The following is a 14,137-nucleotide window of genomic DNA, read 5'->3' as shown; positions in this document are numbered from 1 at the left end:
GGTCATCAAGTGCAAAAAAGGGAGCCGAAGCTCCCTGATTGACTGCGCCGCCGATTACAGGCTTTCGGTAAAGGTGCGGGCGATAACGTCGCGCTGCTGTTCTGGCGTCAGGGAATTGAAACGCACCGCATAGCCGGACACGCGGATGGTCAGCTGCGGGTATTTTTCCGGGTGCTTGACCGCGTCTTCCAGGGTTTCGCGACGCAGCACGTTGACGTTCAGGTGCTGGCCACCTTCCACGCGCACGGTCGGCTGCATTTCCAGCGGCACTTCACGGTATTCGATCTGGCCCAGATCGCTGACCGCGACAACCTGATCTTCCGCGTAGTTGGCCTTGGCGCACACGCAGCGAGCTTCCGCTTTTTCATCATCCAGCAGCCAGAAAGAATTCACCAGCGCCTGGTCGTTCGCTTTGGTAATTTGAATACCGGTAATCATTATGTTGCCTCCGTACAAGGGCGTAAAAATTCACATCGTGAGAAAACCCAATTCTGGTTTCGGCCATTTGGTAAAACCATTGTTGTCTTGTTGTTCTGTATACCAGCCTGACCGGGCCAGTTCCTTGATTAAAGTCAATTTTTACCGGGTAGGCACAAGGCGTGAAAGGGCAAATTTATGTTTTATATCAATTTTCCCACTGCGGCAAAAACCAATTATTTTTGTAAATTTTCAAAAATAATTGCATTACGCGTGACAGTGAGAAATGAAAAGCGGGTTTCGCTGCGCGGGCCGACACGGTAAGCTATAGCCCATGAATTGCTAAAGAAAACAAAGGAGAGCGTTTATGGCCACCTCCCTCACCTGGCATGACGTGATCGGCAAAGAGAAAGAGCAACCCTATTTTGTTGAAACGCTCGCCTTTGTTGCCGCTGAGCGCCAGGCCGGTAAGACCATTTATCCACCGCAGAAAGACGTGTTCAACGCGTTCCGCTTTACCGAGCTGGCGGACGTCAAAGTCGTCATCCTCGGCCAGGATCCCTACCACGGCCCCAATCAGGCGCACGGCCTCTCTTTCTCGGTGCGCCCCGGCGTGCCGGCGCCGCCGTCGCTGGTGAACATGTATAAAGAGCTGGCGACCGACATTCCCGGTTTCGAGCGCCCTGATCACGGCTACCTGCAAAGCTGGGCCGAACAGGGGGTGCTGCTGCTCAACACCGTGCTGACGGTGGAAGGCGGCCGCGCGCACTCGCACGCCAACCTGGGCTGGGAAACCTTTACCGATAAGGTGATTGCCGCCCTGAACGAGAACCGCGAAGGCGTGGTGTTCCTGCTGTGGGGCTCGCACGCGCAGAAGAAAGGCAACTTTATCGACCGCAACCGCCACCATGTGCTGAAAGCGCCGCACCCGTCGCCGCTCTCCGCGCACCGCGGTTTCCTCGGCTGCCGCCACTTCTCGCAGGCCAATCAGCTGCTGGAGCAGCAAGGGCTCACGCCGATCGACTGGATGCCGCGCCTGCCGCAGGCGTAGTCCAGAGACAAAAAAGGCACCCTCGGGTGCCTTTCTTTATGCCGTTGCCGGGGCGATTACGCCTTGGCTTTGGAGACCGCGACCATCGCAGGGCGCAGCAGGCGGCCGTTCAGCGTATAGCCTTTCTGCATCACCATCATCACGTGGTTCGGCTGGTGATCGGCGGATTCCATCATGCTCATCGCCTGATGCACTTCCGGGTTGAACGGCACGTTGACGTCGCCGACGATTTCGATGCCGTACTTGCGCACCACGTCCAGCAGCGATTTCAGCGTCAGCTCGATGCCTTCGATCATCGCGGCCAGTTCCGGATTGTTTTTATCCGCCAGATCCAGCGCGCGCTCCAGGTTGTCGATCACCGGCAGCAGATCGCCGGAGAATTTCTCCAGGGCGAACTTGTGCGCTTTCTCGACGTCCAGTTCGGCGCGGCGACGGATGTTCTCCGCTTCCGCTTTGGCGCGCAGCAGGCTGTCGCGCTCGTGCTGCTGAGCTTCCGCCAGTTGGGCTTCCAGTTCGGCGATACGCGCATCGCGCAGATCGACGCCTTCCGCCGCTTCCGGCAGCGTATCCTCGTGATGAGCGTGTTGTTCCATTTCTTCCGAGACTTGCTCGTTTGGCGTCTTCTGTTCTTTACTACTCATGAATATCTCCGCGTTTTAGCATTAATCTCGCAACTTGGCTTATTATGGGGATCAAAACCGGGGTTTCAAGTCAACCGGTCACAATGTGGGGCATAAACGGGTCCCGGTGAGGAAAATCACAACAAATGAATAAAAAATTCGCCTGTATTGGCATTGTTGGCCACCCGCGTCACCCTTCAGCGCTGGCAACCCACGAGATGCTGTTCCACTGGCTGGTCGCCCGCGGCTATTCGGTGATGGTCGAACGCCAAATCGCCCATGATTTGGGGCTGAAAGACGCCGTCACCGGCAGCCTGGCGGATATCGGCCAGCGCGCCGATCTGGCGGTGGTGGTCGGCGGCGACGGCAACATGCTCGGCGCCGCGCGCGTGCTGGCGCGCTACGACATCAAGGTAATCGGAGTCAACCGCGGCAACCTCGGTTTCCTCACCGATCTCGATCCCGACAACGCCCTGCAGCAGCTGGCGGACGTGCTGGAAGGCGAGTACATCGACGAACAGCGTTTCCTGCTGGAAACCATCGTGCATAAAGAGCACCAGCAGTGCCGCATCAGCACCGCCATCAACGAAGTGGTGCTGCACCCCGGCAAAGTGGCACACATGATCGAATTCGAGGTGTATATCGACGATCGCTTCGCCTTCTCGCAGCGCTCCGACGGCCTGATCATCGCCACGCCGACCGGCTCCACCGCCTACTCGCTCTCCGCCGGCGGGCCGATCCTCACCCCGTCGCTGGAGGCGATCGCGCTGGTGCCGATGTTCCCGCACACTCTCTCCGCCCGGCCGCTGGTGATCAACGGCGACAGCACCATCCGCCTGAAATTCTCGCAGATCGGCAGCGATCTGGAGATCAGCTGCGACAGCCAGATCGCACTGCCGATCCAGGAAGGCGAAGAAGTGCTGATCCGCCGCAGCAACTTCCATCTGAACCTGATTCACCCGAAGGACTACAGCTATTTCAACACGTTAAGCACCAAGTTGGGCTGGTCGAAAAAATTGTTCTAAAATCTGCATCGGCCACTTTACTGTATATAAAACCAGTTTATACTGTATGAAACTACAGTTATGTGTTTATACACAGGAAGGTTCCCATGCTGGCGCAATTAACCATCAGCAACTTTGCTATCGTTCATGAGTTGGAAATCGATTTTCAACCGGGCATGACGGCGATCACCGGTGAAACCGGCGCCGGCAAATCCATCGCCATCGATGCGCTGGGGCTGTGCCTCGGCAACCGCGCCGACGGCAACGTGGTGCGCCTGGGAGCCGCCCGTGCCGACATTTGCGCCCGCTTCTCGCTGGCGGACACCCCGTCCGCGCGCGCGTGGCTGGAGCAGAACCAGTTGGACGACAGCAACGAATGCCTGCTGCGCCGGGTGATCAACGCCGACGGCCGTTCGCGCGGCTTTATCAACGGCACCGCCGTGCCGCTGTCGCAGCTGCGTGAGCTGGGGCAACGCCTGATCCAAATCCACGGTCAACACGCCCATCAGCTGCTGCTCAAGCCGGAGCACCAAAAAGCGCTGCTCGACGCCTACGCCGACGAACCCGCCCTGCTGGCGGCGATGAGCCAGGCCTACCAACGTTGGCATCAGAGCTGCCGCGAGCTGGCGCACCATCAGCAGCAGTCCATCGAGCGCGAAGCGCGCAAGCAGCTGCTGCAATACCAATTGAAAGAGCTGAACGAATTCGCGCCGCAGGCCGGCGAGTTCGAACAGACCGACGCCGAGTACAAGCGCCTGGCCAACAGCGGCCAGCTGCTGACCCTCAGCCAGCAAACGCTGCAGCTGCTGGCCGACAGCGACGAGAACAACATGCTCAGCCAGCTTTACAGCGCCAAACACCTGCTGCTTGAGCTGGCCGGGCTGGACGATAAGCTCAGCGGTCTGCTGGACATGCTGGAAGAGGCCTCTATCCAGATCAGCGAAGCCAGCGACGAACTGCGCCATTACGCCGATCGCATGGATCTCGATCCCAATCGCCTGCACGAGCTGGAACAGCGCCTGTCGCGTCAAATCAGCCTGGCGCGCAAACACCAGGTCGCGCCGGAAGAGCTGCCGCAGCTGCATCAGCAGTTGCTGGATGAACAGCAGCTGCTGTCTCAGCAGGAAAGCGACCATGAGCACCTGAACGAGGCGGTTACCCTGCATCACCAGCAGGCGCTGGCGCTGGCGGAAGAGCTGCACCAGAAACGCCTGCACTACGCCGCCGAGCTGACCACGCTAATCACCGACAGCATGCAGGCGCTCTCCATGCCGCACGGCAAATTCAACATCGACGTGCGCTTCGAACCGCAGCACCTGAGCGCCGAAGGGGCCAGCCGCACCGAGTTCTGCGTCTCCACCAACCCGGGGCAGCCGCTGCAGCCGCTGGCGAAGGTCGCCTCCGGCGGTGAGCTGTCGCGCATCGCGCTGGCCATTCAGGTGATCACCGCCCGCAAGATGGAAACTCCGGCGCTGATCTTCGATGAGGTGGACGTGGGCATCAGCGGCCCGACCGCCGCCATCGTCGGCCGTCTGCTGCGCCAGCTCGGCGAATCCACCCAGGTGATGTGCGTCACCCACCTGCCGCAGGTGGCCGGATGCGGGCATCAGCACCTGTTCGTCAGCAAGCAGACCGACGGCACGGTCACCGAAACCCAGATGGCGCCGCTGGATAAACGCGCCCGGCTGCAGGAGCTGGCGCGCCTGCTCGGCGGCAGCGAAGTCACCCGCAATACGTTGGCGAACGCCAAAGAACTGCTGGCGGCATAAAAAAGCTCAACTTTTTCACTTTCCTGCGGTCTGACAGTGACGCTGTTGGCCCGAGAAATATCTAAAGTGCGGCGCGGCGGTGATCCAAAGCCATCTCAACAGCCTAAAAAAGGCCAAGCGCTTGAGGTGCTAAAGGAAAGCCAATGCGTCGCAACGTGAAAGATGAAGGGTATAAAGGTTTCCAACTGCCGCAAGGTCTATTATCATCGGCATCCTATGCCCTAAAGGAATGTGATTACTATGCGCTGTAAAACGCTGACTGCCGCCGCTGTAGTTCTTGTGATGCTGACTGCAGGCTGTTCTACTTTTGAAAAGGTGGTTTATCGTCCTGACATCAACCAGGGGAACTACCTGACGTCGACCGACGTGGCGAAAATTCAGAAAGGGATGACCCAACAACAGGTCGCTTACACATTGGGCACCCCAATGCTGCAAGACCCGTTCGGAACTCAGACGTGGTTCTATGTGTTCCGCCAGCAGCCTGGCCATGAAGATATCACCCAGCAGACGCTGACGCTGACCTTCGACAGCGCAGGCGTGTTGACCGACATCCAGAACAAACCGGCGCTGACCAAGTAATCGGCGCTTCCCGTTCTTCCGGCCCATGAGGGGGCATGGTGTTCCTCATGACAGTCGCAGGCTGCAACGCGGAAGAAAAAATCAGTTTCAGATAAAAAATAAGGCGCTTATAGCGCCTTATTTTTTTGCCTTTTCTGCCCGTTGCCGGCGCAGCTCTTTCGGATCGGCGATCAGCGGCCGGTAAATCTCCACCCGGTCGCCATCGTTCAGCGTATCGCCCAGCTTGGCCGGGCGGCTGTAAATGCCGATTTTGTTGCTTTTAAGATCGATATCCTGGCGCAGCTCCAGCAGGCCTGAAGCCTGAATCGCCTGCTCGACGCTGCTGCCCTCGGCCAGCTTCACCTTGCGCAGGTACTGCCGCTCCGGCAAGGCGTACACCACCTCGACCTGGATGTCAGACACTGTAGACCTCTTTCGCCCGCTGGGTGAATGCCTGCACCATGCTGCCCGCCAGCTCTTTGAACACCTTGCCGAACGCCAGCTCAATCAGTTTGTTGGTGAACTCGAAGTCCAGGTGCAGCTCCACCTTGCAGGCCTCTTCGCTCAGCGGCGTGAACTGCCAGCCGCCCATCAGCTTGCGGAACGGACCATCGACCAGTTGCATATTGATGCTCTGGTTATCCAGCAGCGTATTGCGGGTGGTGAAGGTCTTGCTGATACCGGCCTTGGCGACGTCCACCGCGGCGGTCATCTCGTTGGAGGTAGCGTTAAGCACCCGGCTGCCGGTGCAGCCTGGCAGAAAATCGGGATAAGAATGAACATCGTTAACCAACTGATACATCTGCTCGGCGCTGAACGGCACTAATGCAGACCGACTGATCTGGGGCATATCATTTCCTGTAAGACATAAAACGTACAGATAATACCATTTATCTGGCGGCAAACAAAAAATCTGCTAAGGGATGAGGGCACCAAAAATGCGAAAAATTGCGCAGGTGCTGAACGGGAAAGGATTTCTTTCGCTGAAGCATCCAGTATAATGAACGCACTATGACAAAGAAAAAAGCACACAAACCCGGTTCCGCCACCATTGCCCAAAACAAGCGCGCGCGTTTCGAATACTTCATTGAAGAAGAGTTCGAGGCGGGCCTGTCGCTGCAAGGGTGGGAAGTTAAATCGCTGCGTGCAGGCAAAGCCAACCTCAGCGACAGCTACGTGACGTTCCGTGACGGTGAAGCCTACCTGTTTGGCGCCACCATCACCCCGCTCAACGTGGCTTCGTCGCATGTGGTGTGCGATCCGACGCGTACCCGTAAACTGCTGCTGAACCGACGCGAGCTAGACACCCTGCTCGGCCGCGTCAACCGCGACGGTTACACCGTGGTGGCCTTGTCCCTGTATTGGAAAAATGCCTGGAGCAAGATCAAGATCGGCGTAGCCAAAGGCAAGAAAGAGCACGACAAACGCGATGACATCAAAGATCGCGAATGGCAGACGGCTAAAGCCCGTATCATGAAGCACGCCAATCGTTAAGCCGCTGGCTTATCGAGGTAAACTTCTGGTATACTGCACAAAGTTACTTGGGGCTGATTCTGGATTCGACGGGATTTGCGAAGCCCTAGGAGCATGCCGAGGGGCGGTTGGCCTCGTAAAAAGCCGCAAAAAAATAGTCGCAAACGACGAAAACTACGCTTTAGCAGCTTAATACCCTGCTTAGAGCCCTCTCTCCCTAGCCTCCGCTCTTAGGACGGGGATCAAGAGAGGTCAAACCCAAAAGAGATCGCGTGGATGTCCTGCCTGGGGCTGAAGCGTTAAACTCAATCAGGCTAGTCTGTCAGTAGCGTGTCCATCCGCAGCTGGCCGGCGAATGTAAAGATTGGACTAAGCATGTAGTGCCGACGGTGTAGTAATTTCGGACGGGGGTTCAAATCCCCCCAGCTCCACCAAATACGTCGCCAGTGAACCAGATAGACCCGGCGATAATAGCGAAAAAGCCCACAACTTCGGTTGCGGGCTTTTTTTGTTTTTGTATCTGTCCGAGGATACCCAGCTAAATTCGGGGGGCCTACACAACGGCGGCAGCGACGACCTATTCCTGTTAGTCAAAACCTCGGGAAAGAAATTGTGGCACTTCCGCTACCTTCACCCCGCCACCAGTTCACAAACAATGGTTAGCCTCGGTGCCTATCCAGCCCTGTCACTTGTAGATTCCCGGCAAATACGAGCCGAAAAGCTCACAATATGGGCAAGAGGTATTGACCCACAGGCCAAAGGAGCAGAATAACAACAGATAGCCCAAGAAAGCATTTTTCTGAATGTGGCAAAGCATTGGTTCGCGTTGAAGCAGGCCAGCGTTAGCGCTAAGCATGCGGAGGAAATCTGGCGTTCTCTTGAAAAAGACATACTGCCATCTATCGAGAATGTTCCTGTTCAAGACATCAAAGCGCGTTTGCTAATACAGGTGCTGGAACCTATCAAGGCCCGTGGTGCATTAGAAACCGTTCGCCGATTAGTGCAACGCATCAACGAAATCATGATCTACGCCGTCAACACCGGCTTGATTGATGCTAATCCGGCTTCTGGCATCGGTAATGCCTTTGAACGACCTAAGAAGCAGCACATGCCGACTATACGACCCGAAGAATTGCCCAAGCTGATGCGCACTATATCAATGAGCAATCTATCGATACCCACTCGTTGCTTGCTTGAATGGCAGTTGCTGACACTGATACGTCCGGCAGAATCCTCCGCAACCGTATGGGCTGAGATCGATATAGAAAACCGTGAGTGGCGTATCCCGGCAGAACGAATGAAGGCTAAGCGTGATCATATCGTCCCACTGTCAGACCAGGCATTAGAGGTTCTTAAAATCATGCGGTCTATCAGTGGCAGGCGTGAACATGTATTCCCTAGCCGCAATGATCCACGAAAACCGATGAACAGCCAAACAGCTAATGCGGCTTTAAAACGAATTGGTTATGGCGGTAAGCTCGTTGCTCATGGGTTACGTTCTATAGCTAGTACCGCCATGAATGAAGCAGAGTTTAATCCAGATGTGATCGAGGCAGCACTTGCCCACAGTGAAAAAAATGAAGTTAGACGGGCCTACAATCGGTCTATTTATTTGGATCAAAGACTCGCATTGATGTCATGATGGGGAAAATTTGTATATGAAAATATCCGCTAATCTTTTTTGGAGTCATAATTTATTTTTTTTGTTTTCAATAGTAATATAATCATTGAACCAACTAGACACTCTGAATATAGCCATAACGGCGGCAATGGCAGAAAACAATGAGTAAACAAAAATAAAATAAGCAATAAAACTCATGAGAAAAAGGAGGTGCTTGTAATATATCCCTAAGTAATAGTACATAAAGGCACTATTACTTAGAATGGAACTATATGATTTAGTTAGCAATGCAAAAATAATAGCTAACAATTGAAGAAGTATGAAATGAACGAAAGTTGAATTTACAGTCATGTAAGGAGAGTACTCCAACTCTCCATGCTCATTAATCTCGTCTCCAGATATAATTCTTTTAAACTTGTCATCTCCAATAGCAATCCACATCGCAAACCCACCAAGTGAAAACCCAAGTAAGTTTGGCATCAGTGATAAAATGTCATTCCACCACCCAGAATGAGTCCAAGATGGATAAAGAATCAAGGTCATTAAAAATGCACACCAAAAGTAGCGGCTTGTAAATACAGCCTGAAAGCCACCGTATACCTTCCAGTATCGTGCAAAAGCACTCATTGACTCTTTATCTTCTTTCATTATATTTTCAACAGCCTTTTGAACTCATCCCTAAGAGATTGAGCTTTCATTATTAGCAATTCGGTTACAGATGTTACATCGGCATCAAATGGTTCAACCCGTCTAAGCGGTAGTGTATTTGTTGAATGAACCTCTACATATCCATCATCATTAATTCGTCTTACACTCACTTCTCCATTTCTAGAAGCAATCAGAGCATCTTGCTTTAACTCTTTATCAGGTTTTATTTCTTCGCCCCTATCTGACTTATACGTTTTATCTTCCTCGATAACTCCCAACCGCCTAAATCTTTTTTGCATTACACTTTCTGCTGTAGCAAGATCATCCGGGTTAGGTCGTCGTGTAACCATATTAATGCATGTAATCCCCTTTAATGAAAGAATCTTCTCCACACTATCAGGTTCAGTTAACACCGTAACATTAACACGCCCAAATTTCTTAACTATTTTTTCATCAGAAAATATTTTATTTAGGAATAACTCAACCTGTTTTGATGAAAGGTTTTTATTTCCATCTTGCATTTCGTAAACAAGCAAATGACTAACCGGCAAGAATATAAAAGTAAACCTTCCAACATTCGGTTTCAAGTTATCAGGTATGCTGATTTTATTTTTTTCCTCGTCAGTAGCGATATCTTTTCTAGAAATATTGAACCAATCGCCATTTATATCAATATCAATAAACTTTAAAATTTCCCCTTCAAATGGCTCTTTGTCAGACTGGCCTCTTTTATATGCTGAAAAATATGATAAGGCTGCATATGAATCGCCTCTCAAATGTACATTCTCAGCAATTCTTCTAGCCATCTTGAATAGTTCAATATACTTTTTAGAAGAATGGGGATGTATAGTAATATTCACAGCTCCATACGTGAGTTTTTTTGTTCTTGCCATTTTTTATTCCATTTAAAGACCTACTGTTAAGTATACATACATCTAACTGAGTTAAATTTCAATAACCATAATTTCTAATGTGTGAAAAATAAAATAATCACCAAAAACTATTTCAATGCAAATGATTGCAGCTTTAATTATGTAAGTTACTTCATAAGAAGTGACTAACCTAAACACTTATCATTAAAAAAATAATTATATATTATACAATTGGTTATACAAAAACATTCATTATGGTACGAAACAAATATCAAACAAAATCAATTCGTTCAAGAGTAGTTCGATAAACTAGTTTTAGATACATTAGGAGAAGCGAAAGTCGCTCAAACCTCTGGGCGCGCAATACTCCCTCGCCTACGCGCTCTGACTTTATCATGCACATTTCATGCATGACATAGATACCCTGTAAGCCCTTGTGGCGCGGGGTTTTGGCTGTTTTGAAAGGCTGGGGATTCATGCAAAATCATGCACCCTATGCATGCACGCTCGATTTAAGGCAGGCTAGCCAGAAAAAGGCTGTTTTCGAGCTTGTGGAACGGTAAAGCCCCGCAGCAAAATCAGTATTGCAGCGGGGCCTGCTCAATCAATGAAGTGTTTGGTTTCGGCTATAACGGCGGTAACGGTTTAATGTCCTTTGTTCCGGCGGCGGTAAATCTTAGCTGGTCACAGTTTCCGCTTGAATCGGTTGACACAAAATCTTATCGACGCTCTCCACCGTTTTAAATGTGCAGGAACACACGATGTTCTGGCACTGGTAATAGACTTCTTTCGTCCGCTCCGTGATATAGCGACTGGTGCGAGTATAGGATGCATGGGTGCACAGCGGACAACACATCATGATTTGGCCCCCTTCTGCTGTAAGCGTTGACGTTTTTCCTTCAGTTCTGAGACAGCCTGCATTCGTTTGGCAGGACTGTTTTGCAGTTCCGGCAATGCGCCCGTTTCTTCCGGTATCGTCAGGCCAATCTCATTAAGCACCGGGTGGTCGATGTTTTGCTGTGCCATGGCAACGTGAATCCGGCCTTGTAGCTTTCCCAGTACCTGTTGCTCAATCATTTTCATCGGATTGTCCGCATAGACGCTGTAAGCCCGTGAAGCCAGTGCGGACTATCTCATTTTCCTTACAGCTACTGAAAACATAATTTATAATGTGTTGTGTTAATAAATAGAGGAAATTTTACGTACATAAACCAGAGAGCCAGCACGACCAAAAGAGCCATTTTATCTATCAATCCCTAGAAGACTCATATATTTTTGCCGCCGCTTTTATGAGATTTGTTTTTTGCCTCTTCAATTTTTCTCTCTATAATAGTTATTGTATTTTGAATGATTCGACGAGTCCCTTCCCTGGACGTGTACTTGAGGGTTTCTGGATACTGGTTAAGATCGATTAGCCTCTTAAAGTATTCATTTCTTTCGGTTTCAGGAATTTTTTCTTTATCGCATAACTCATCGAATGGACTTGATGCACCAGTAAGAGCAATAATCTCACTTCCCTTAAGCGGGGAACTCAATATAACCTCTCCCTGCGATGCTTTGAAATTAAAGATGGCATCCGCATTTTCACCACTTGCCTTTTTATATTGTTCAGCCGAACATATAAATGATTCCGATTTCCAAAGCTCACATATATTCAGGACTACTTCACTTGCAGTTGGAAAATGCTCAAATATTGCCGCTGATACAGCCCCAGGCTTATGTAAACCCTTAAAATTTTCAGCGTACTTTTGGCAAATAGTCCAGCTTGTCAGGTCATCATCTTTCCCATCAACCATTATGATTTCAAAGAGTTCACCTTTACGTAGAAAATGCTTTCGATAACAGGGTTGATCAACTTGTTTGAATTGACTTGGTAAGGCCAACGAGGCACTCCTCAATCTTTGAGCAAGCTCCAGTCGAACGGTTTGATCTTCTTTCCAACCCTTTTGCCATGCGCCTAATATTTTTAGAAAGTCATTACTAAATGTCATTTAGACCTCGATTTATTAGGTAGGTGGTTGTCATTGCTTGACACGCGTCAAGGTTGTTGTGTATATCACTTTCCGCAGCAACGCTACATGAGCGTATCTTGGAAGTTGTTTAGCAACGCTAGCGAAATGTTGATGCTCATCGTTATGTGTTTTCTGCATTATTAAAAGGTATAATGCCAGCCAATCCATCATCAATATCAATGCCATAGGAAACTGCTATTTTTGCTATAGAGACGCCACACTTTTCTCTTAATTTGAAAAGCTCTCGCTCCAGCATGGATACTTGCACAGGGCATTCAAATTGCGAAAATTTTGGATGTCCAAGTTTGTCACTAAATTCTTGGCAAGCTCTTCTAATACTCTTAATTGATCTCGCTAAAATAGAACTACTTGGCAAGTTTCGAAGAGCATTAGTTAATTCATTCCTAATTTGAATAACACTTTGAGCGCAATGATTTGCATCCTCCATATCGGCTGGATTGAATAAAACACGCTTATCTTCAAGAAATAATATAATATTTTTGGCTTCATCAGCCTCTATGATAGGCGCATTCCACTGAATTCCAAAAATGGGACAGCTAAGACCAGTAATATTTTTGTAGATTAGTTCAAATTTCACTATTTCCCCCTTGGTATTTACATCATATCTGCAGTTATGAAAAAAAACCTATCCGATAGCCTGAGATTATTCTATACTATTCTTACTAAAATAATTTTGTCAGCTCATTAAACGAGATCTTTTAAATTGTTTCTGGCTAAGACCGCCACAGGGACAGTGACGAAGCTTGCTATTATAATCACACTCAGTATAATTAAATATCACCATGGTTACTTTCTCGACTTAAAGAATCTTGTTCCGATATCATATAGTGAAACAATTGACGTTGATACAGGTAGACCTCCGAAAAGCAAGGTATCTGCCGCAATAGTGCCAACATATTTACTTGCTATTATGCCAATATCTTTTCCGCGACTTTCGAGATCTTTTGAAGCGGTAATGATTCCTGCAATAGAGTCAATGCGTTCTTTTTGATCCAAATAGAAAGCTACTTCTGCAAGCGTAAGTGACTCAGGGCTTTTTAAAAGATTCTTAGCCTCTATGATGGAGTTACCTATTTCAACATCGCCTCTTTCTTGACTCGCATGGGCCTGAGATAACTCGCCAATATACTTGTCGCGTTTATAATGTGTATAGTTATATCTAGATATTCCATCTCGAAAAAATGGATGACTGAAAAATGGCTCCACTGAGTATTCTTCCGCTGCAGCCAACATCAAACCAAGACCGTGGCCAATTCCATATGGTTCTAGCCTCCAGGCATATTCTGGCCCTAAGCTTTCTTTCCCTGCTTTTTTCAAATACTCTTTGGTTTGTTCTTCGCCAGCCCTTAAATCGTAAGCGGAAGGCGGACCAAGCATTATTGCCTCGGAAAGATTTGCTAATCCATTTTTCTCTTCAAGCTCTATAGCAAGTTCTTCAAGACTAAACAAATCCTTAGGTACAACTATACCTTTATCAAGAGCCCAGCGAAGTATCTGTGGCCCAGTATCGCAATGCTTTGGATTTAATTTCATATCAAGGGACGGAGTTTCTAAAGGTTTTGCTTTATAGCTTCCATCCAGCGCAGGAAGAAGCCCAATACGGGCATCTGTACCCCATCCAGTTAAGAAATCCTTTTCTTTGAAATGATCATATCGTTGGGAAACCCAAACTTCAGAGTATCTGATATCAACAGAGGCTAATACTGCAAGCAAGCGAGCAGGATCATATATAGTGGCTGCATCAATAATTATTGGATTCATGAATTTCTTCTAGTTTTAAAATGCCTAACGCTTACTAGAATGCAACATGACCGCAAGTCGGAAATCATCTTGCATTCTTTCTGTATTCTGACCCATGTAAAGTTAATACCAAAACACTTCTAAATCAATAGTTTTTTCTAAAATAGAGAATGCAGTTCCTTGGCAAAATCCGGACTATCAGTTCACCAGATACTAGGAGTTTAACTCATTGATTAACTAACAAATGTTTACCAGTGACTTTTGGTGTTTTATTGTAAAGACTAAAAGCAAAACCGATCGGAATTGGTCTGTTATTGATACATAGCAAACT

15 protein-coding genes, 1 other RNA gene and 2 pseudogenes are annotated in these 14,137 nt (G+C 49.2%); 7 read left to right on the top strand and 11 right to left on the bottom strand.

Annotation, left to right across the window (positions count from 1 at the left end; all coding sequences use genetic code 11):
* Nucleotides 1-54 precede the first annotated feature (54 nt).
* The gene (gene grcA / locus ACJ8M3_RS18420) at nucleotides 55-438 is read right to left on the bottom strand and encodes an autonomous glycyl radical cofactor GrcA (protein WP_004929114.1); all 384 of its coding nucleotides are present in this window, start codon (nucleotides 436-438) and stop codon (nucleotides 55-57) included.
* 346 nt (nucleotides 439-784) lie between these two features.
* Here grcA and ung point away from each other — a divergent pair, with 346 nt between their 5' ends.
* Nucleotides 785-1,468: a uracil-DNA glycosylase gene (gene ung / locus ACJ8M3_RS18415; RefSeq protein ID WP_004929112.1), complete on the top strand. Its 684-nt coding sequence runs from the start codon at nucleotides 785-787 to the stop codon at nucleotides 1,466-1,468.
* Between the two features lie 56 nt (nucleotides 1,469-1,524).
* On the opposite strand, the gene grpE is transcribed toward ung, so the two are convergent.
* Nucleotides 1,525-2,109, bottom strand: a complete 585-nt coding sequence (gene grpE, locus ACJ8M3_RS18410) for a nucleotide exchange factor GrpE (protein WP_025159545.1) — start codon at nucleotides 2,107-2,109, stop codon at nucleotides 1,525-1,527.
* A gap of 125 nt (nucleotides 2,110-2,234) precedes the next feature.
* Here grpE and nadK point away from each other — a divergent pair, with 125 nt between their 5' ends.
* From nadK to bamE, 3 genes are all read left to right on the top strand, one after another.
* Nucleotides 2,235-3,113, top strand: a complete 879-nt coding sequence (nadK, locus tag ACJ8M3_RS18405) for an NAD(+) kinase (RefSeq protein WP_004929107.1) — start codon at nucleotides 2,235-2,237, stop codon at nucleotides 3,111-3,113.
* An 86-nt stretch (nucleotides 3,114-3,199) separates the two neighbouring features.
* The gene (gene recN / locus ACJ8M3_RS18400; protein ID WP_089197354.1) at nucleotides 3,200-4,861 is read left to right on the top strand and encodes a DNA repair protein RecN; all 1,662 of its coding nucleotides are present in this window, start codon (nucleotides 3,200-3,202) and stop codon (nucleotides 4,859-4,861) included.
* A gap of 240 nt (nucleotides 4,862-5,101) precedes the next feature.
* The gene (gene bamE, locus ACJ8M3_RS18395; protein WP_004929101.1) at nucleotides 5,102-5,440 is read left to right on the top strand and encodes an outer membrane protein assembly factor BamE; all 339 of its coding nucleotides are present in this window, start codon (nucleotides 5,102-5,104) and stop codon (nucleotides 5,438-5,440) included.
* A gap of 117 nt (nucleotides 5,441-5,557) precedes the next feature.
* Here the strand turns inward: bamE and ACJ8M3_RS18390 are convergent, their stop codons facing one another.
* Nucleotides 5,558-5,842, bottom strand: a complete 285-nt coding sequence (locus tag ACJ8M3_RS18390; protein ID WP_004929098.1) for an RnfH family protein — start codon at nucleotides 5,840-5,842, stop codon at nucleotides 5,558-5,560.
* Nucleotides 5,835-6,269, bottom strand: a complete 435-nt coding sequence (locus ACJ8M3_RS18385; RefSeq protein WP_004929096.1) for a type II toxin-antitoxin system RatA family toxin — start codon at nucleotides 6,267-6,269, stop codon at nucleotides 5,835-5,837. Before ACJ8M3_RS18385 ends, ACJ8M3_RS18390 begins: the two co-directional genes overlap by 8 nt.
* 161 nt (nucleotides 6,270-6,430) lie before the next feature.
* Here ACJ8M3_RS18385 and smpB point away from each other — a divergent pair, with 161 nt between their 5' ends.
* From smpB to ACJ8M3_RS18370, 3 genes and pseudogenes are all read left to right on the top strand, one after another.
* On the top strand, nucleotides 6,431-6,913 hold the full coding sequence (gene smpB / locus ACJ8M3_RS18380; RefSeq protein WP_016929804.1) for an SsrA-binding protein SmpB: 483 nt from the start codon (nucleotides 6,431-6,433) through the stop codon (nucleotides 6,911-6,913).
* A 49-nt stretch (nucleotides 6,914-6,962) separates the two neighbouring features.
* Nucleotides 6,963-7,326, top strand: a transfer-messenger RNA (tmRNA) gene (gene ssrA, locus ACJ8M3_RS18375).
* A gap of 119 nt (nucleotides 7,327-7,445) precedes the next feature.
* Nucleotides 7,446-8,534: pseudogene (locus ACJ8M3_RS18370) on the top strand (integrase domain-containing protein); the annotation flags it as partial.
* A gap of 45 nt (nucleotides 8,535-8,579) precedes the next feature.
* On the opposite strand, the gene ACJ8M3_RS18365 reads toward ACJ8M3_RS18370, so the two are convergent.
* From ACJ8M3_RS18365 to ACJ8M3_RS18335, 7 genes and pseudogenes are all read right to left on the bottom strand, one after another.
* Nucleotides 8,580-9,161: a hypothetical protein gene (locus tag ACJ8M3_RS18365; RefSeq protein ID WP_089197355.1), complete on the bottom strand. Its 582-nt coding sequence runs from the start codon at nucleotides 9,159-9,161 to the stop codon at nucleotides 8,580-8,582.
* Nucleotides 9,161-10,054 (bottom strand): DUF4747 family protein, encoded by an 894-nt coding sequence (locus ACJ8M3_RS18360; RefSeq protein WP_089197356.1) that lies wholly within the window; start codon nucleotides 10,052-10,054, stop codon nucleotides 9,161-9,163. The genes ACJ8M3_RS18365 and ACJ8M3_RS18360 overlap by 1 nt, the downstream gene beginning before the upstream one ends.
* A gap of 658 nt (nucleotides 10,055-10,712) precedes the next feature.
* Nucleotides 10,713-10,892, bottom strand: a pseudogene (locus tag ACJ8M3_RS18355) (ogr/Delta-like zinc finger family protein); the annotation flags it as partial.
* Nucleotides 10,889-11,116 (bottom strand): hypothetical protein, encoded by a 228-nt coding sequence (locus ACJ8M3_RS18350; protein WP_233503931.1) that lies wholly within the window; start codon nucleotides 11,114-11,116, stop codon nucleotides 10,889-10,891. The pseudogene ACJ8M3_RS18355 and the gene ACJ8M3_RS18350, both read right to left, overlap by 4 nt.
* 182 nt (nucleotides 11,117-11,298) lie before the next feature.
* Nucleotides 11,299-12,024: a hypothetical protein gene (locus tag ACJ8M3_RS18345; protein ID WP_442514716.1), complete on the bottom strand. Its 726-nt coding sequence runs from the start codon at nucleotides 12,022-12,024 to the stop codon at nucleotides 11,299-11,301.
* A gap of 142 nt (nucleotides 12,025-12,166) precedes the next feature.
* On the bottom strand, nucleotides 12,167-12,643 hold the full coding sequence (locus tag ACJ8M3_RS18340) for a DUF6650 family protein (RefSeq protein WP_145957733.1): 477 nt from the start codon (nucleotides 12,641-12,643) through the stop codon (nucleotides 12,167-12,169).
* Between the two features lie 209 nt (nucleotides 12,644-12,852).
* Complete coding sequence (locus ACJ8M3_RS18335) at nucleotides 12,853-13,827, bottom strand: hypothetical protein (RefSeq protein WP_145957734.1); 975 nt, start codon at nucleotides 13,825-13,827, stop codon at nucleotides 12,853-12,855.
* Between the last annotated feature and the right edge of the window lie 310 nt (nucleotides 13,828-14,137).

Origin of the sequence: Serratia sp. CY55921, from assembly GCF_052167655.1 — a bacterium.
GTDB classification, from domain to species: domain Bacteria; phylum Pseudomonadota; class Gammaproteobacteria; order Enterobacterales; family Enterobacteriaceae; genus Serratia; species Serratia ureilytica.
Note: the sequence above shows the minus strand (reverse complement) of the source record. Positions and strands in the feature narration are given on the sequence as shown.